Consider the following 17,116-nt stretch of genomic DNA (forward strand, 5'->3'; position numbering starts at 1 on the left):
TTGGGCGCGTTTTTCTTGGCGGGCTTGGTTGCTTCATTCAGAGACATTGGAGGACCCGCGAGCTCGTATGGCTCGCACTATGCCGTGATTGGCGAAAAGACAATTGACTGACGATGACGGGCCAGTTGATTTGCCTTTGCGGCGGATTTGAGATGGCGTTCCGATCGGCAATTCATGCCACGCGACGTTCACGATGATGTGACGGAGCGCCGTCCCCGCGACGGCACCTGATCGCCTCTATTCAGCCCTTGCCGGCATTGGCCTTTCCGTTCGCTCCGTCGAGCAGGGCGATCAAGGCGGTGGCTAACGGCAGCAAAGAAACGCGCTCGGTTCTATTCGAACCGTGATCGCTTCGCAGCTCAATTGGTAAGCAAGCAGATATCCGCCTCGGCGACGCAGTACGGCACGTAGCGGAAATCGCGGATGCGGGCGACCTCTTCATCGCGCCAGTCGATCAGCACGAAGCCGCGCACGGCATCGTCCGCCTGTGGGTTGCGGATGAGGATCGCCGGCCGGCCATCGACGAAGCCGAGCGACAGGGCCCAGTCGCCGAGGTGGTCGTAATTGCCGAAATAGGTCGAGGCTTCCTTCTTGCCGTTGAGGCGGGTGCGATTGAGGACGTCGACCTGGACATCCTCGGCGATCAGCCTCCTGACCCCGTCGAAATCGCGCGCGTTGAACAGGTCCACATAGCGGCGCAGCCGGCGCTCCTCCTCCCGGTCGAGCTTCGGCATGGCCACTTGGTCCGTTCGGGCGGCCAGCGCCTTCAGCTCTGCCCGGCCGCGATGCAGCGCCGCCTTGGTTGCAGCCAAAGTCGCTCCCGTCACCTCGCAGGTTTCGGAAAGGCTGAGACCGAGCACGTCGATCAGGACCACGGCGCTGCGCTGCGCCGGCGTGAGTTGCATGAACGTGCGCAGGCTTGCTGCCGCCGCAAGCCTCGCCTCGGCGCTGGCCGAGAGATCCTCAATCGTCGTCATGTCGGTTTCGGTGATACGTGAGCGCTCCCGCTGGCGGCGGCGCAGATGATCCTGCGCCGCATTGTGGGCGATGCGGAACAGCCACTGCTCGAGGCGCTCGACGCGGGCGCCGCCATCATACGCGGCAAGCGCCTTTACAACCGTCTCCTGCACGATGTCCTCGCCCTCGATCGACGAGCCGGCCATGCGGGCGGCGTAGCGGTGAAGTTTCGGCCGCAGGCCGACGAGCATGGCGTCAAGTTCCGCACGGCCGAACCCTGCTGAGCTCATCGTCCTCTTTCTCGCCTTGCCGAGGCCGTGCCGGATCAGGCGGGCACGGCTTCATAGGCCTTGGCCAGCATACGATAATTCCCGACGATCTTCGCCGGCGCCCTCACAAGAGGCGTCGAACGCCGCGCGGCATGATCGGCGCCGAAGGCCTTGAACGCGTCGAGCTCGGTCAGCGCCGAGCTATCCTTGTCGTAGCCGACGATGTGGACGAACTCGCCATTCTCCAGTTCGAGCACCAGATAGCGCAAGGTTTGCGGCTGCGTTTCATCCAGCGCCTCGAACACTTTTGCCACCAGCGCCCGGTTCTCGGCGATGCTTGCGTCTTTCACGCCGTAGCGGATGAGATTGTAGGTCATGGTCGTCTCCTGTTTGCGATCTGCGTGAGGAAGACGTTCCATGGCCTCCAAAGGATTCCCGGGCCGGGTCTTATTTTTTGATCGTCTCGGGCGATCAGCCGGCTGCGCCGATCATGGAGACGATCGTGTCGTCGCCGGCCGATTGCGGCCGCATCCGGCCGCTGGCCAACTCGACCGACAGTTTGCATAGGGCTGAGTTGACGGGCGTCGCCATGCCGTGCAGCCGCCCGAGAAGCACGATCTCGCCGTTGAGGAAGTCGGTTTCGAGGGAGCCGGTCCCTCGCACGATGCTCTGCAGCGTCGAGGAGCCGACACGCGTTCGGCCGGGGATGGCGGTTATGGTCAATTCCTCGCGCGCCATGGCGTCGGTCTTGTCCCAGTCGATCCCGGCGGCGGTGAGCACCGCCTCGGCTTCGGCGCGCGCCTTGGCATACCATTTCCGCTGCAGCTCGGTCTCGCCCAGCGCCGCGTCGATGATGTTGCGAAGGTTGGCGAGCAGCTTGCGGTACTTGCTGCTCATCACATTGTCCCTGGGGTCGGCGATGAAACCGGAGGCGCTCAGAACCCCGCACAGTTTCTCGACTGTGTCGTCGATTCCGGAAGGATAGCGGCCGATATCGAAGGCGCCGATCTTGGGCGCGAAATAGGCCGCGACCTGACCGGGCGTGTCGTAATCGGCCGGCAGCATGACCGTCGCGCCATAGACATTGGCGAAGAAACGCAAGGCCAGCGCCTCGTTGGCGACGCCGTTCTGGAAGCAGCACACCGGCTGCGCCGTGACACCGGCGGCGTTGAGCCGTTGCAGCGCCCCGAGCGTATCAGGCGTTTTCATCGTCAGCAGCACGACATCGTCCGGCTCGAAGGAAATCTCCGACGGGTCGGCATGGACGGGAAAGCGCGCGGTCCTTGTGCCTTGCGGGGTGGAAAGCGACAGTCCCGAGGCGCGGATGGTATCGAGCTGCCTGCCGCGGGCGATGCCGAGCACCGTGTGGCCTGAAAAACTCAGCTGGGCCGCGATGGCGCCGCCGATAGCGCCGATCCCATAGACGATGATGCGCATGCTGTTCCCGTCATGATTGGAGTTGGGACTTCAGTCGAGTTGACCGAAAAAGCCTACAGCGTTGTCGCCGAGGCGGCGACCATCCGCACCCTCCGTTCACGCAATCGTGGCCGCCGCCGCCCGCCCGGCGCTGCGCCCCGAAAAAATGCAGCCGCCGAGGAAGGTGCCTTCCAGCGCCGCATAGCCATGCACGCCGCCGCCGCCGAAGCCGGCGGCTTCGCCCACTGCATAAAGCCCCGGCACCGGTTGGCCGGCGGCGTCGAGCACGCGGCTGTCGAGATCGGTCTGCAGCCCGCCCAGCGTCTTGCGGGTCAGGATGTTGAGGCGCACCGCGATCAGCGGGCCGTTCGCCGGATCGAGCATCTTGTGCGGCTTGGCGGTGCGGATCAGCCTGTCACCGAGATAGGAGCGCGCACCGCGCAGCGCGGTGATCTGCGCATCCTTGGAGAACGGATTGTCGAGCTGCCTGTCGCGGGCGCGGATCTCGCGCTCGACCTGGGCGACCTCCAGCAGCGGCTCGCCGCCGGCCAGCGCGTTCATCCGCGCCACCAGTTTCGCAAGATCGGCCTCGACGATGAAATCCTCGCCCTTTTCCATGAACGCCTTCACCGGGGCGGGAATTCCCGATGTCGCGCGGCCCAGCACCTGCCGCCAGCTTTTGCCAGTGAGATCGGGGTTCTGCTCGGAGCCCGACAGCGCGAACTCCTTCTGGATGATCTTCTTGGTCAGGATGAACCAGGAATAGTCGAAGCCGGTGCTCATGATGTGGCTGAGCGTGCCCAGCGTGTCGAAGCCCGGATAGAGCGGCACCGGCAGCCTTTTGCCGCGCGCGTCGAGCCAAATCGAGGAGGGGCCGGGCAGGATGCGGATCGCGTGCTCGGTCCAGATCGGTGCCCAGTTCCTGATGCCCTCGACATAGTGCCACATGCGGTCGCGGTTGATGACCCTTCCGCCGGCCGCCTCGGTTATCGCCAGCATGCGGCCATCGACATGGTCCGGCACGCCGGTGATCATCCGCTTCGGCGGCGCGCCCAGCCGCGACGGCCAGTTCTGGCGCACCAGCTCGTGATTGCCGCCGATGCCGCCGGAAGCGACGATCACCGCTTGCGCGCTGAGATCGAACGTGCCGGTCACGGCGCGCGAGCTCTTGTGGCCGCGCTCGACGCTGCTCGGTTCCAGCACATCGCCGCGCACGCCCGTCACTGTATCGCCGGTGCGGATGATCTCGTTGACCCGGTGGCGGAACCTGAACTGGACGAGCCCGCGCTTCTGCGCCTCGCGCACGCGCAGCACGAAAGGCTCGAGCACGCCGGGCCCGGTGCCCCAGGTGATGTGGAAGCGCGGCACCGAATTGCCGTGGCCGACGGCATTGCCGCCGCCGCGCTCGGCCCAGCCGACGACGGGGAAGAATTTCATGCCCCGCTCGATCAGCCAGGAGCGCTTCTCGCCGGCGGCGAAGCCGACATAGGCCTCCGCCCATTTGCGCGGCCAGAAATCCTCCGGACGGTCGAAGGCGGCGGTGCCCATCCAGTCCTCGAGCGCGAGGTCGTGGGAATCGCGGATGCGCATGCGCCGCTGCTCCGGCGAATCGACCAGGAACAACCCGCCGAACGACCAGAAGGCCTGGCCGCCCAGCGACTGTTCCGGCTCCTGGTCGACGATGATGATTTTCTTGCCGGCCTCCGCCAACTCCGTCGCGGCGACGAGGCCGGCCAGCCCCGCGCCGACAATGATCACGTCCGCGTCAGCCATTTTCCCTCCCAGGATCAGCCGGCAAACTTATTGCAAAGCCTCAGACGGGCTCCCAGCCGTCTTTGTCACCGGCGCGGAAGATGGCGTCGATGACTTTCTGGTTGAGCACCGATTCCTCCAGCGTGAAGACGCGGTCCTTGCCGCCCTGGGCGGCGCGCACGAAGGCTTCGCACTCCAGCCTGTATTGCTGCGTGCCTGGGAAGCGGAACACCTGCGCCTCGCTGTGGTTCTGGTTGTGCAGCTCGATGCGGTGGTGATCGTAGAGCCCGGCATTGAACGGGGCGAAGACCTCGATGAAGCCCTTCTCGCCGTGGAATACCATCACCTGCCGCGCCGCCATCTGCGTCGACAGGTAGAAGGACAGCTCGAAATCGCCGAAATCGGCTCGGATCGAGGAACAGATGTCGGTGCCGAAAGTCTTGTCGCGCTCGATCGTCGCCTGCACCCGCAGCGGCTCCTTGCCGGTCGAAAAGCGCGTCGACACGGCCGGATAGACGCCGATGTCAGGCAGCGCGCCGCCGCCGAGATCGAGCTGGTTGCGCATGTTCTTGGGGTCGACATTGTAATAGGAAAACGCGCCCTGCACATGGCGCAGCCGGCCGATGGCGCCGCTTGCGATCAGGTCGCGCACCTTGATCCATTGCGGGTGATAGACGACCATGAAGGCCTCGCAGACCAGCACCTTCTTCTCATCGCGCAGCCTGATCAGCGGCGGAATGTCCTTGGCGTCGAGCGCCAGCGGCTTCTCAACCAGCACATGTTTTCCGGCCTCGATCGCTTTCGCCGTCCATTCGACATGCTGGGAGGTGGGCAGCGGGATGTAGACGCCGTCGACCTCCTCGGAGGCGAGCAGTTCCTCATAGGAGCCGAAGGCATGACGGGCGCCGAAACGCTCGCCCAGCGCCTTGGCTTTCGACAAGTCGCGGCTGGCGATCGCCGACAGGACGCCGTTCTCCGACTCCACGATTGCCGGCAAAAGCTGCTCGCGGCCGATCTTCGCCGTCGACAGAACACCCCATCGGAACATCGCTTCTCCGTGTCGGTTTACAGGCGACGAGGTTTGCCTGAAATCGGCGGAAAAGCCAATGCGTGAGGCAGCCCGCCGTTCCTCGCCCCACGCAGTGGGCTACGGCATGCACACATTTCCAAGCGGCTGGCCTTTGGCGATAGCGTGCATGGCAGCTTGGCGCTTGCGTTATCCTATGCTGCCTGGTCGACCTCCACTCCGTCTCGGCTTCGCCGAGCCACCTCTCCCCCGATCGACGGGGTAGAGGAAAGGCGCCAAGCTTTTTGCCTCAACGCCCGTCCAGCAACGCTCCTTTCCTTCCCTCCGGAGGGGGGAAAGGTGGCGCTGCGAAGCAGCGACGGATTGGGGGAACCACCTGGCAATCAAGCCTCGGCCTGATCAGTCGCGCCAGTCACAGAAGATGTGTGCATAGCGTAGACGAAGTGGTGAGAGTTGACCGCACAGCGGACGAGAGGGGGCAGCGCTGCCCTTTGCGATGCAGCAGATCGTCGTCCGTTAACCGAATCGGAAGGAGATGCTTAACGCTTCCTCTCTATGTCCCCTCCCGGGAGGCACCACAGAGCGAGCATGATGAACGATAGCCCCGAAAAGCGAAACGAATGGCGTGCCATCTTTTACGTGCAGGCGCGCGTCGCCATCCTGTTTGTGCCGGTTGTGCTCAGTCTTCTCCTCATCGGCATCTTCGCCGGCAATGAGCGCAAATCCGTGCCCGATGCCGTCGATCCGACCGTGACGAGCTCGGTGCGCTGAACAAGGCGTCGCCCGGCCGGCTTGCCCTGCACCGTCAAACAAATTTCGGGATCGGGCCGTTCTGCGGCGTCGTGTCTTCGCCGAGATCGATGAACACCTCGTCGACGAAGCACCAGCCCCAGCCTTCCGGCGGGTCGTAGCCCTCGATGATCGGATGCTGCGTGGCATGGAAATGTTTCGTCGCGTGGCGGTTGGGCGAGTCGTCGCAGCAGCCGACATGGCCGCAGGTCCGGCAGAGCCTCAGATGCACCCACCAAGAGCCGCTCTTCAGGCATTCCTCACAGCCGAGCGCGCTCGGCGTGACCTTTTTGATGTCCCTGGTGTGCCTGCATTCGTCCATCAGGATCTCCTCGTCGGTTTGGCTTATTGGCTTGAGGCGGCGCCGTCCCGCGCCAGATAGGCATGCAGCGCCGCAACCACCTGGGCGCCTTCGCCGACGGCGGCTGCGACGCGCTTGATCGAGCCGCAGCGCACGTCGCCGATGGCGAACACGCCGCTGCGGCTGGTCTCCATCAGCCCGTGCCCCGGTGTCGTGTCCGGCCCGGTGCGCACGAAACCCTTGGCGTCCAGCGCCACGTTGCAGTTCACCAACCAGTCGGTGTTCGGGTCGGCGCCGATGAACAGGAAGAAATGGCGGATTGCGCGCGTCGTCTCTTCGCCGGTCGCCCGGTTGCGCCAGTGCAGCCGCTCGAGATTGCCCTCATGGCCCTCCAGCGCCGCGACCTCGGTCTCGGTCAGCACCTCGATGTTGGGCTGTGCCTTGATGCGCTCGACCAGATAGCGCGACATGGTGGCGTCGAGGCTGTCGCGGCGCGCCAGCAGCGTCACCTTGCGCACTTGGCTCGCCAGATAGACGGCCGCTTGGCCGGCCGAATTGCCGGCGCCGACCAGCGCCACCTCCTGGTGCCGGCAAAGCCTGGCCTCGATCGGCGACGCCCAGTAATGCACAGAGGTGCCCTCGAATTGCGCGAGGTTGGCGATATCGAGGCGGCGGTAGCGCGCGCCGCTGGCGATCACCACCGCGCGTGCGCGCACCGTTTCGCCATCGCCGAGGGCAAGCTGGTAGCGGGCGCCGTCGGTAGCGTCGTCGAGCAGCTTCGCCTCGTCAGGGATAACCATCTCGACGCCGAATTTCTGCGCCTGGTTATAGGCGCGCGCCATCAGCGCCATGCCGGTGATTCCGGTCGGGAAGCCGAGATAGTTTTCGATGCGGGCCGAGGCGCCTGCCTGTCCGCCGAAGGCGCGGCAATCGAGCACGATGGTCGACAGCCCTTCCGAGGCGGCATAGACCGCGGCCGCCAGCCCCGCCGGCCCGGCGCCGACGATCGCCACGTCGTAGATTTTTTCGGCATCGATCGGCCGCAGCAGGCCGACGCAGCGGGCAAGCTCGGTCTCGCCCGGATTGTGCATCAGCTTGCCGTTCGGACACAGCACGATCGGCAGGTGGTGCGGGTCGACATGAAACCGCTCGATCAGCGTTTTGGCGCAAGGGTCGGTGTCGGAATCGAGAGCGCGATGGGGAAGTCCGCTGCGGCGCAGAAAGCCCTGCAGCCGCAGCACGTCGCCATTGCCGGGCGGGCCGATGACGACCGGCCCGCTGGTGCCGCTTTCGAGCAGGCCGACCCGGCGCAGGATCAGCGCCCGCATGACGCGCTCGCCGAGATTGGCCTCCTGCACCATCAGATCGCGCAGGCGCTGCGAGGGGATGACGATAGCCTCGACCGGTCCGTCCGCCTCGGCATTGACCAGCGACGGCCGGTTCGACAATTGCGCCAGCTCGCCGACGAAATTGCCGGCACCATAGCTGATGATCGCCTCGCGCGGGCCAAGCCCGCCGGCCTGGGTGATGTCGACCTTGCCCGCCAGAATGAGGATCACGCCGGGCGACACCGTGCCGGCCGTCACGATGTGATCGCCGGCGGCATAGGCGCGCGCCTCGCCGAAGCGGCGCATGCGTTCGATGTCCGCGTCGGTGAGGATCGGAAACATCTGGTCGCGGCGCGCGGCGATGGTCGGGCTGACGGAAGGGGCCATGGGGCGGACCGTAGCGTCGTCGAGGCCGGGTTTGAAGCGCTTTGTTGGGAGACTGGCCGGAAGGAGAGGTTGGTCGCTATGCTTTCATCTATCCGAGCGACGTCGCCAGCTTGCGCAGCGCCCCGCGCGGATCCTCGGTGATGACTAAGCCATGCGAGACAAGGATGCGCTTGAGCGCCGGCTGTTCGGCCCATTGTCTCAATTGCGCCGCGAGTGCCGCCTTGTCGCGGACCATCGTCAGCTTGACTGGCCAGGGTATATGCGGCTCATCACCGGCAAATCCCATCATGCGCAATGCCCAGCCTGCAAAGCCGGATGCGCCGCGGATGTTGCTGACGATATCGTTGAGAACGAGCGTCGTGCCGTTCGCTCCGTCAATTTGCAACGCCGCTTCGCGACCACGGGTTCCGGGGACGGTGACGAGCTTGACGTCGGGATCCCCAAAGTCGCCGCGTGCCGCATCGACATGTACCGCCTTCTCGACGCTATTGAGCGCGCCAGCCGGTGCAATCACCTGAAGGGTGGGATAGCGATCCTTCCATGGTTTTGCATCGAGCCGGTGATGATTGTTAGGGACGATCAAGAAGGCCGGCTGGCCGAAGGCCTCGATCTCGCGCATCTGTTCGTCGTCGAGCGCGATGGCGCTGAAGATGACAAGCCGCCGGTCGCGCAGTCGCACCACGGTCATGCGCCGTTTCATGTTGCCAACCGGCATCGGTATGTCGCCGGTCACCGTCAGAATATCGTCGTCGACAGGAGAGAGCCTGCCATGCGGCAGAACCTTCCACTCCTTGAACGGCGCGGGCATCACGAAACCTCGGGTTAGCCGGCAAGATAGAAACGGTTCAACGCGAGATGAGTTGCAGGACACAAAAAAGCCCGGAAAATCCGGGCTTTTTTGCTCATCGCGTCAGATCGTCTGAAACGGGAATTTGGTGCCCAGAAGAGGACTCGAACCTCCACTCCTTGCGGAACACGGACCTGAACCGTGCGCGTCTACCAATTCCGCCATCTGGGCTGGTGGGCGCTCTAGTAAGCGGGCAAACGGTATGTGTCAACGCGGTTTTTTTCGTCGGCGTTGGCGCTGCCCCTCATCCGCCTGCCGGGTATTTTCTCCTCGTGAGCGGGCTACGCCATGCACACATCGTTCTGTGATTGGCGTGACTGATCAGGCCGCGGCTTGATTGCCACGTGGTTCCCCCAATCCGTCGCTGCTTCGCAGCGCCACCTTTCCCCCTCCGGAGGGAAAGGAAGGGAGTGTTGCTGGACGGGCGTTGACGGCAAAAGGCTTGGCGCCTTTCCTCTGCCCCGTCGATCGGGGGAGAGGTGGCTCGGCGAAGCCGAGACGGAGTGGGGGTCGACCAGCGCTGCATAAGACAAGGCATGCGCCAAGCTGCCATGCACGCTATCGAGAAAAACCAGCCGCTTGGAAATGTGCGCATGCCGTAGCGTGAACGGGGAGAAGGAAGCTCACCCCTCCAGCACTTCTTTCTTCGCCACGGTGGAATCGCCGTTGAGCTTGTAGATCACCGGCACGCCGGTGCCGAGCTCGAGCTTGACGATCTCCTCGCCCGACTTGCCGTCCAGCGCCATGATAAGCGCGCGCAACGAATTGCCGTGCGCGGCGACCAGCACGGTCTCGCCGCGCAGCACATGTGGCTGCACCTCGTGCAGGTAATAGGGCCATACGCGCGCGCCGGTGTCCTTCAGGCTTTCGCCGCCGGGAGGCGCGATATCGTAGGAGCGGCGCCAGATATGCACCTGCTCCTCGCCCCATTTCTTGCGCGCGTCATCCTTGTTGAGGCCGGAGAGGTCGCCATAGTCGCGCTCGTTGAGCGCCTGGTCGCGGATCGTCTTCAGGTCGCTCTGGCCGACGATCTCGAGGATATGCTGGCAGGTCACCTGCGCCCGCTTCAAGGCAGACGTGTAGGCGATGTCGAATTTCAGGCCGCGCGCCTTGAGCTTCTCGCCGGCGGCAAGCGCCTCTGCTGTGCCCTGGTCGGTCAACCCGACGTCGCGCCAGCCGGTGAACAGGTTCTTCAGGTTCCATTCGCTCTGGCCGTGGCGCACGAGCACGAGAGTTCCCGACATGTTTGCTCCTATGGAATGGTTTGGATAGGGATCAGCTCAGGCCGAGCACGTCCCGCATGGAATAAAGCCCCGGCTTCTTCGCGCGGGCCCAAAGCGCGGCTTTCACGGCGCCGCGGGCGAAGATCGCCCGGTCCTCGGCATGGTGGGAAAGCGTGATGCGCTCGCCGGTGCCGGCCAAGATCACGCTGTGGTCGCCGACGACGGAGCCGCCGCGCAGCGTGGCGAAGCCGATCGAGCCCGCCTTGCGCACGCCGGTATGGCCGTCGCGCACCCGCACGCTGTTGTCGGCGAGATCGATGCCGCGCCCTTTCGCCGCCGCCTCGCCGAGCAGCAGCGCCGTGCCGGACGGCGCGTCGACCTTGTGCCGATGGTGCATCTCCAGGATCTCGATGTCGAAATCCTCCGGGTCGAGCGCCTTCGCGGCCTGCTCGACCAGCACCGCCAGCAGATTGACGCCGAGGCTCATATTGCCCGATTTGACGATCGTGGCATGGCGCGCGGCGGCGGCGATCTTCGCGTTATCGTCGGCCGAGCAGCCGGTGGTGCCGATGACATGGACGATGCGCGCCTGCGCGGCATAGCCGGCGAATTCGACGCTTGCCGCGGGCGCCGTAAAATCGAGCACGCCGTCGGCCTTGGCGAAGGCCGGCAGCGGGTCGTCGACGATCGGCACGTTGATGATGCCGATGCCGGCGAGCTCGCCCGCATCCTTGCCGAGATGGGCCGAGTCCGGCCGCTCGACCGCGGCGGCGACGCGCGCGCCGGGCATGGTATGGATGGCGCGGATCAGCGTCTGGCCCATGCGGCCGGCGGCGCCCACCACCACCAGGCCCATATCGCCGGCTTCACTCATGCGCTTCTCCTGACGGTCTTCTTGGCGCGGCTGCGCGATGCGGGAGTTTGGGCCGAAGTCTGGCTTGCCTTGACGTCGTCGACAAGCCCCAGCCCCTTCTTGCCCTGTATCCGGTGGAAGCGGGCATAGATGCTGTGCGGGTCGGCCATCAGCGTCGCGTGCGTGCCTTCCTCGACCAGCCGCCCCTCTTCCAGCACGATGATGCGGTCGGCATTGACCACGGTCGACAGCCGGTGAGCGATCACGATGGTGGTGCGGCCTTCCATGACATGGGTCAGCGCTTCCTGCACGCGCGCTTCCGCCTCGTTGTCGAGCGCCGAGGTCGCTTCGTCGAGCAGAAGGATGGGCGCCTGGCGCACGATGGCGCGCGCGATCGAGACGCGCTGGCGCTGGCCGCCCGACAGCGTCACGCCGTTCTCGCCGACCGGCGTGTCGTAGCCTTGCGGCTGCTGGCGGATGAAATCGTCGGCGGCCGCCTGTTTCGCCGCCTGCTCGATCTCGGCGTCGGTGGCCGACAGCCGGCCGTAGCGGATGTTGTCGCGGATCGTGCCTTCGAACAGATAGGGCGCCTGCGAGACATAGGCGATCGATTGGCGCAGCGACCGCTTCGTCACCTTCGAGATGTCCTGGCCGTCGACTTCGATCGAGCCCTGGTCGACGTCGTAGAAGCGCTGCAGCAGCGCCACCAACGTCGACTTGCCGGCGCCCGAGGCGCCGACGATCGCCGTCACCTTGCCGGCGGCGGCGGTGAAGCTCAGGTTTCGCAGCACCGGCATGTCGGCGCTGTAGCCGAACGTCACATTGTTGAAGCGCACCTCGCCGGTGGTGATCTTCGCCTCAACCGCGTCGGGCGCGTCGCCCTGCTTCGGCTCGAGGTCGAGCAGCTCGTAGATCATGCGCGCATTGACCAGCGCGCGTTCCATCGTGACCTGCATGCGCGCCAGGCGCCGCGCCGGATCATAGGCGAGAATCAGCGCGGTGATGAAGGAAAACACCGCGCCCGGCGGCTGACCCAGCACCAGCGCCCGGTAGCCGGAATAAGCGATGACGGCGGTGACCGCGAGGCCGGCCAGCATGTCCGAAATCGGCGACAGCCGTTCGGAGACGCGGGCGATCTTGTTGCTGCGCTGCTCGGCGGTGTCGGCCATGATGCCGATGCGGCGGGCCAGCTCGTCCTCCATGGTGAAGGCCTTGACGATGGCGATGCCTTGGGTGGCCTCCTGCACCGACCCGCTCAGCCGCGAGTTGATCAGCACGGATTCGCGGTTGATCTTGCGCACCCGCCGCGTGATGTAGACGACCGCCCAGATCAGCGGCGGCCCGATCAGCAGCGAGCTGAGCGACAACACCGGATCCTGGTAGACCATCAGGCAGACTAGGCCGACCAGGGTCACCGCGTCGCGGGTGATGGAAATCAACGTCAGCGACAAGAGATCGCGAATGCCGCCGACATTCTCGTCCACCTGCGCCGCCAGGCGGCCGGAGCGCGTGTCGTTGAAGAAATCGACGCCGAGCTTCATCAGATGGTCGAAGATGCGCTTCTGGTAGCGGGCCACCAGATTGTTGCCGATCGTCGCCAGAGCTATCGCCTGGCCGTAGCCGGCGAAGCCGCGCACCAGAAAGGCGCCCATGAAGCCGGCGCAGATCCACACGATCGCGTCGCCGCGCCGTTCGTAGAAGATCTCATTGACCATCGGGGCCATGACCCAGGCCGAGAAGGCGGTCGCGCCCGAAACCAGCAGCGAGCAGACGATGACGACCGCATAGGACCAGCGATGGTCATAGCCGTTTTCAGCGACGATACGGCGCAGCACCGCCGTGACCTCGGCGGGCCGGCTTTTTGCCTTGTTTGGATTTTGAAGTGTCAAATCGAAGCGCTTCGTGGGTTCTCGTAAACGTCAGGACGCCTTTTTCGCATCCTCTTAGCGTCCCGGCTACGGCTTGCCTATGGCGAAACTTCGTCGCGCCGTCCCGAGCGCCGGAGCGATCACGCCCGCCAGTGCCGCCCCGCCGTCCGCACGCCAAACAGCGAAGGCGTCCTGGCATAGGCGGCAAGCCCGAGCAGCGCCGCCAGCGGATGGGTGATGACGTAGACCGGCATTTCGCGCATCAGCGCGCGGTGCGGCGCCTTGTCCTCGAAGGCGGCGCGGAAATTGCCCGCTTTGAGCGCCGGCACGATCTTTTGCGCGATGCCGCCGGTCAGGAACACACCGCCGCGGCCCATGAACACCAGCGCCAGGTCGCCCGCGGTGCGGCCGAGGCAGGTGACGAACAGCGCCAGCGCCTCCTCGGCCACCGGATCGGACTTCGAAAGCGCCGCCGCCGTGACCTCGGCCGGCGTGGTCAAGGGCGTCGGCCTGCCGTCCGTGCTGGCCACGGCGCGGTAGACGTTGACGAGCCCACGTCCGCACAGGATCTGCTCGCCGGATATGCGGCCCTCAAGCTTGTCGATATGCGGGAACACTTCGAAGTCGCGCGGCGTGCGCGGGCCAATGTCCATATGCCCGCCCTCGCCCGGCACCGGTATCCAATGGTCGAGCGCATAGATCAGCCCGGCGACGCCGAGACCCGTTCCGGGACCGAGCACAACCCGGCTCGCATTGGGTTCCGGCGTGCCGCCGCCGATCTTTTCCATATGCTCTTCGCCGAGCGCCACCACGGCCAGCGCCTGCGCCTCGAAATCGTTGAGCACGACGACCTCGCTCAAGCCCAGATTGGCAAGCATCTGCCGGGGCCTCACGACCCAGGGGCAGTTGGTGAGCGGGATCTCGTCGCCGTCAACCGGCCCGGCGACCGCCAGCACCGCCGAGTTCGGCTGGATGGACGAGCGGTCGAGCACCGCCGCCTGGATCGCCTCGTCGATGGTCTTGAAATTCGCCGTCTGGACGATCTGCGGCTCGGTCGCTTCCGAATTGGCATCGAGCACGATCGAGAAGCGCGCATTGGTGCCGCCAATGTCGCCGATCAGGACCGGAAACCGCAGCGCTGTCTCGTTCTCGCCTGGCATGTTCTCGCGCATCCCCGTTCAGGCTGTCTGCCGCTGTTTGTTCGTTGACTAGCGCATGGCCCGGCAAAGGGAAAGCGGCTTCGGCCATTGTCTCAGCTTGAAATTTGACCGGCGACTACCCGCTGTCGGCCGATTGTCGCAAGGCGCGCCGAACTCCTATATGCTGACCGAAAACACGGGGGACTTCATGTCATATGCCATCGCGACATGCCCTGACGACGTTGAGCGGCTGAGGACGCTGCTGCACAGTTTGGGCGAAGAGGGAAGCCGGATCATCAATGTGATCTGGCAACCGGAACGAGACATCCGGACGGAAGATGGCGAATTCAGGCAGCCGTCTGGCTATGTCATCGTGTTGGAGTATTCAAGCTAAAATGCGGCATCAGCTGACTGGCAACGCCGGTTTGTACCACGTAGCACGAGAACTATCGCGTCGCGGTTGGCATGTCATGCCCACTGTACGCAACGCGCGGGGCGCAGACCTCTATGCCGCAAGTGACGACGAAAGCCGTGTCCTACCCATTCAGTCGAAAGCACTATCGAAGAGAGCTCCTGTGCCATTGGGTAGTTCGCTGGATATCCTTCGTTCAGATTGGTGGGTTGTAACGATCAATGCGAACACCGTCTCACCTACCTGCTATATCCTCACAAAAGACGAGGTGAAAGCAGCGGCCCATCGCGGGACGAGTGAGACTGGCACAGTATCATTTTGGCTGCAGCCAAAATCCTATGCACTCCCTCAATATCTAGAGGCCTGGGACAGGCTAGGAAATCCCACCAGTTTCCAAGGCCATTAAATTTCCAACTGAGACACCACTGGCGTCAGTTCCCGGGCCTTGGCCTTGGCAGTGGGATGCCGATCTTTGGCGTCGGCGCGAAAGCGCTTGCCGCCGCCGGGATCGCGGCGTTGCCGCTGGAGATCGTTTCCGCCGGCTCGGTCGGCTGCGGTTCGGCCACGGCCACCGCGGCGTCGCCGCCGCCATGATAGGTCACGGCCTCCAGCGAGGGCGCGTCCGGCGCATTGACCACGTCCTGGCATTGCTTGGGCAGGTTGGCCATCGTCATCAGGTCGCGCGCCTTGGGCGCATCCGGATTCTTGCTCGGCCGCCACGGCTCCTCGGTGAACCACCAGGCCAGCGGCTTGCCGCAGCCATCGTCGTCCGGCGTCGTCTCTTGCCCCTTGCAGAAGGGCGAGCCCGGCTGGCAGCCGATGCGCATATGGAAATGATAGTCGTGGCCCCAGAACGGCCGGATCTTGCGCAGCCAGGAGCGGTCGCCGGTGACGGTGTCGCAGAGCTTCTTCTTGATGCCGGGATTGACCAGGATGCGCTCGACCTCAGGATAGCTCGCCGCGCGCTTCAAAAGCCGCGTATGCGCCGGCGTCCACAGCGCGTCCTTCACCAGATGCGTTTTTTCGTCGACCATCAGCGTCGCGCTCATGGTCTCGCGCTGCGCGATGGTCAGCGGTCGCTTCGGCATCGGCGTCAGCCAGATATCGGCGTCGAGCCCGATCTGGTGCGAGGCATGGCCGGTCATCATCGGTCCGCCGCGCGGCTGCGAGACATCGCCGACCAGAAGCCCTGGCCAGCCATCGGCGTTGGCATCGCGCGCGAGCTTCTCGATCAGCGCGATCATTGCCGGATGACCCCAGCGCCGGTTGCGCGACGGGCGCATCACTTCCCAGGTCGGGCCGTCCATCGGCAGCGCAACGCCACCGGTGAAGCAGCCTTTCGAATAGAAACCGAAGGATTGCGCGGGCGCCACGGCCGGCAGTTTTCGGGCGCCGAACAACTCCTTGGCACGAGGTTCGGCCGAAATGGCGACAGCCGCCAGCGCGGCGAGCGCCACCAGCGCCAGCGCGGCGGTCAGGAACGGCTTGCGGTCAGGCAGCGATCGCAAATTCATCAGGCTGGGTCCCTCTCCAGTCTATCCGTTTGCCGCGCGTCAAGCGATCTGATCAGGAACGAATCATACCACGCCGCGCGTCCCACATCGATCAAAGCAGTAGAAGATGATCGTCCTTCACCGGCATCATCCTCGCATCGGGCTGCGCGGCGCTCCGTCCCGCCAGTTGCCCTCGGCCCACATCCGCTCCAGCGCCACCCGGTAGTTGGGAAACCGGAAGCGGTAGCCGGCCGCCTTGATCGCCTGATTTGCGACGCGCTTGTTCTCGCCATAGAAAGACCGCGCCATGGGCGAAAGTTGGGCGGTCTCGAAAGGAATTTCGGGCGGCGGCTCGATCCCCATCAGCCCGGCGGCGTAAGCCACGACGTCCTGCGGCGGCGCCGGCTCGTCATCGGTGACGTTGAAGATGCCGCCGAGATTGTTTTCCGCCAGAAGCCAGAGCGCCCCGGCGATGTCGTCGCAGTGAATGCGGTTGAACACCTGTCCCGGCTTGACCAGCCGCCTTGCGGTGCCGTCCTCGAGGTTGGCCAGCGCGTTGCGGCCCGGCCCGTAGATCCCGGAAAGCCGCAGGATCGCCACCGGTTTGCCGATCGCCCGGCCAAGCTTCAGCCATTCCTGTTCGGCCGCCACCCGCATCATCGAGCGCTTCGACACCGGCCGGCAGTCGCAGGTCTCGTCCACCCAGGCGCCGCCATGGTCGCCATAAACGCCGACGGTCGAGAGATAGCCGATCCATTCCAGCGCCGGCATCTTTGCCCGGACCGTCTCGCTGGCGGCGTTGAGCACCGGGTCGCCGGCCTCGTCGGGAGCGATCGAGACGACGAGATGCGTGGTCATTGCGAGCGCATCGCTGACCTCGGGCGAGAGCGCGCCATCGAATTGTAGCGGCTCGATCCCGGCCGATCGCAGCACCTCGAACTTTTCCTGCGCCCGCGTCGTGCCGCAGACCGGAGCGCGCCGGTCATTGGCCCGCGCGAAAGCCTTGCCGGAATAGCCAGCGCCGAAGATGAGGAACCGTCTTTCGCCCATCGATG

The 17,116-nt window shown here is 65.0% G+C and carries 16 protein-coding genes and 1 tRNA gene; 2 read left to right on the forward strand and 15 right to left on the reverse strand.

Annotated elements, in window-relative coordinates; all coding sequences use genetic code 11:
* Positions 1-359: 359 nt before the first annotated feature.
* From LB515_RS23560 to LB515_RS23580, 5 genes are all read right to left on the reverse strand, one after another.
* Complete coding sequence (locus tag LB515_RS23560; protein ID WP_224709125.1) at positions 360-1,247, reverse strand: RNA polymerase sigma factor; 888 nt, start codon at positions 1,245-1,247, stop codon at positions 360-362.
* Between the two features lie 35 nt (positions 1,248-1,282).
* Positions 1,283-1,603: a hypothetical protein gene (locus LB515_RS23565; RefSeq protein ID WP_224709126.1), complete on the reverse strand. Its 321-nt coding sequence runs from the start codon at positions 1,601-1,603 to the stop codon at positions 1,283-1,285.
* A gap of 94 nt (positions 1,604-1,697) precedes the next feature.
* Positions 1,698-2,663 carry a ketopantoate reductase family protein gene (locus LB515_RS23570; protein ID WP_224709127.1) on the reverse strand — a complete coding sequence of 322 codons (966 nt, stop codon included), beginning with the start codon at positions 2,661-2,663 and terminating at the stop codon, positions 1,698-1,700.
* Between the two features lie 96 nt (positions 2,664-2,759).
* Positions 2,760-4,415, reverse strand: a complete 1,656-nt coding sequence (locus LB515_RS23575) for an FAD-binding dehydrogenase (protein ID WP_224709128.1) — start codon at positions 4,413-4,415, stop codon at positions 2,760-2,762.
* 40 nt (positions 4,416-4,455) lie between these two features.
* Positions 4,456-5,442, reverse strand: coding sequence for a Gfo/Idh/MocA family protein (locus tag LB515_RS23580; RefSeq protein ID WP_224709129.1), 987 nt, complete (start codon positions 5,440-5,442; stop codon positions 4,456-4,458).
* A 570-nt stretch (positions 5,443-6,012) separates the two neighbouring features.
* Between LB515_RS23580 and LB515_RS23585 the strand changes: the two genes are divergently transcribed.
* Entirely contained in the window at positions 6,013-6,192 is a 180-nt protein-coding gene (locus LB515_RS23585; protein WP_181174984.1) for a hypothetical protein, read from the forward strand.
* A 34-nt stretch (positions 6,193-6,226) separates the two neighbouring features.
* Here the strand turns inward: LB515_RS23585 and LB515_RS23590 are convergent, their stop codons facing one another.
* The 8 genes from LB515_RS23590 to LB515_RS23625 form a co-directional block, all read right to left on the reverse strand.
* Positions 6,227-6,532, reverse strand: coding sequence for a UBP-type zinc finger domain-containing protein (locus tag LB515_RS23590; protein ID WP_224709130.1), 306 nt, complete (start codon positions 6,530-6,532; stop codon positions 6,227-6,229).
* A 23-nt stretch (positions 6,533-6,555) separates the two neighbouring features.
* A complete protein-coding gene (locus tag LB515_RS23595; protein ID WP_224709131.1) occupies positions 6,556-8,226 on the reverse strand; it encodes an FAD-dependent oxidoreductase in 1,671 nt (556 codons plus the stop codon).
* Between the two features lie 88 nt (positions 8,227-8,314).
* Entirely contained in the window at positions 8,315-9,097 is a 783-nt protein-coding gene (locus LB515_RS23600) for a hypothetical protein (RefSeq protein WP_224709132.1), read from the reverse strand.
* A gap of 62 nt (positions 9,098-9,159) precedes the next feature.
* Positions 9,160-9,244 (reverse strand) — tRNA-Leu (locus LB515_RS23605).
* 452 nt (positions 9,245-9,696) lie between these two features.
* Positions 9,697-10,317, reverse strand: coding sequence for a 2,3-bisphosphoglycerate-dependent phosphoglycerate mutase (locus tag LB515_RS23610; protein ID WP_224709133.1), 621 nt, complete (start codon positions 10,315-10,317; stop codon positions 9,697-9,699).
* Positions 10,318-10,348: 31 nt separating this feature from the next.
* Positions 10,349-11,170 (reverse strand): 4-hydroxy-tetrahydrodipicolinate reductase, encoded by an 822-nt coding sequence (gene dapB, locus LB515_RS23615; RefSeq protein ID WP_224709134.1) that lies wholly within the window; start codon positions 11,168-11,170, stop codon positions 10,349-10,351.
* Positions 11,167-13,038: an ABC transporter ATP-binding protein gene (locus tag LB515_RS23620; protein WP_224709135.1), complete on the reverse strand. Its 1,872-nt coding sequence runs from the start codon at positions 13,036-13,038 to the stop codon at positions 11,167-11,169. The genes dapB and LB515_RS23620 overlap by 4 nt, the downstream gene beginning before the upstream one ends.
* A gap of 119 nt (positions 13,039-13,157) precedes the next feature.
* Complete coding sequence (locus LB515_RS23625) at positions 13,158-14,177, reverse strand: glucokinase (RefSeq protein ID WP_224709136.1); 1,020 nt, start codon at positions 14,175-14,177, stop codon at positions 13,158-13,160.
* Between the two features lie 55 nt (positions 14,178-14,232).
* On the opposite strand from LB515_RS23625, the gene LB515_RS23630 reads away from it, so the two are divergent.
* Entirely contained in the window at positions 14,233-14,550 is a 318-nt protein-coding gene (locus LB515_RS23630) for a hypothetical protein (RefSeq protein ID WP_224709137.1), read from the forward strand.
* A gap of 449 nt (positions 14,551-14,999) precedes the next feature.
* Here the strand turns inward: LB515_RS23630 and mepA are convergent, their stop codons facing one another.
* Both mepA and LB515_RS23640 read right to left on the reverse strand, forming a co-directional pair.
* Entirely contained in the window at positions 15,000-16,082 is a 1,083-nt protein-coding gene (gene mepA / locus LB515_RS23635; protein WP_224709138.1) for a penicillin-insensitive murein endopeptidase, read from the reverse strand.
* A 126-nt stretch (positions 16,083-16,208) separates the two neighbouring features.
* Positions 16,209-17,111, reverse strand: a complete 903-nt coding sequence (locus LB515_RS23640) for an SDR family oxidoreductase (RefSeq protein ID WP_224709139.1) — start codon at positions 17,109-17,111, stop codon at positions 16,209-16,211.
* Positions 17,112-17,116 lie beyond the last annotated feature (5 nt).

The organism is Mesorhizobium sp. CA15, assembly GCF_020165215.1.
Lineage (GTDB): Bacteria > Pseudomonadota > Alphaproteobacteria > Rhizobiales > Rhizobiaceae > Mesorhizobium.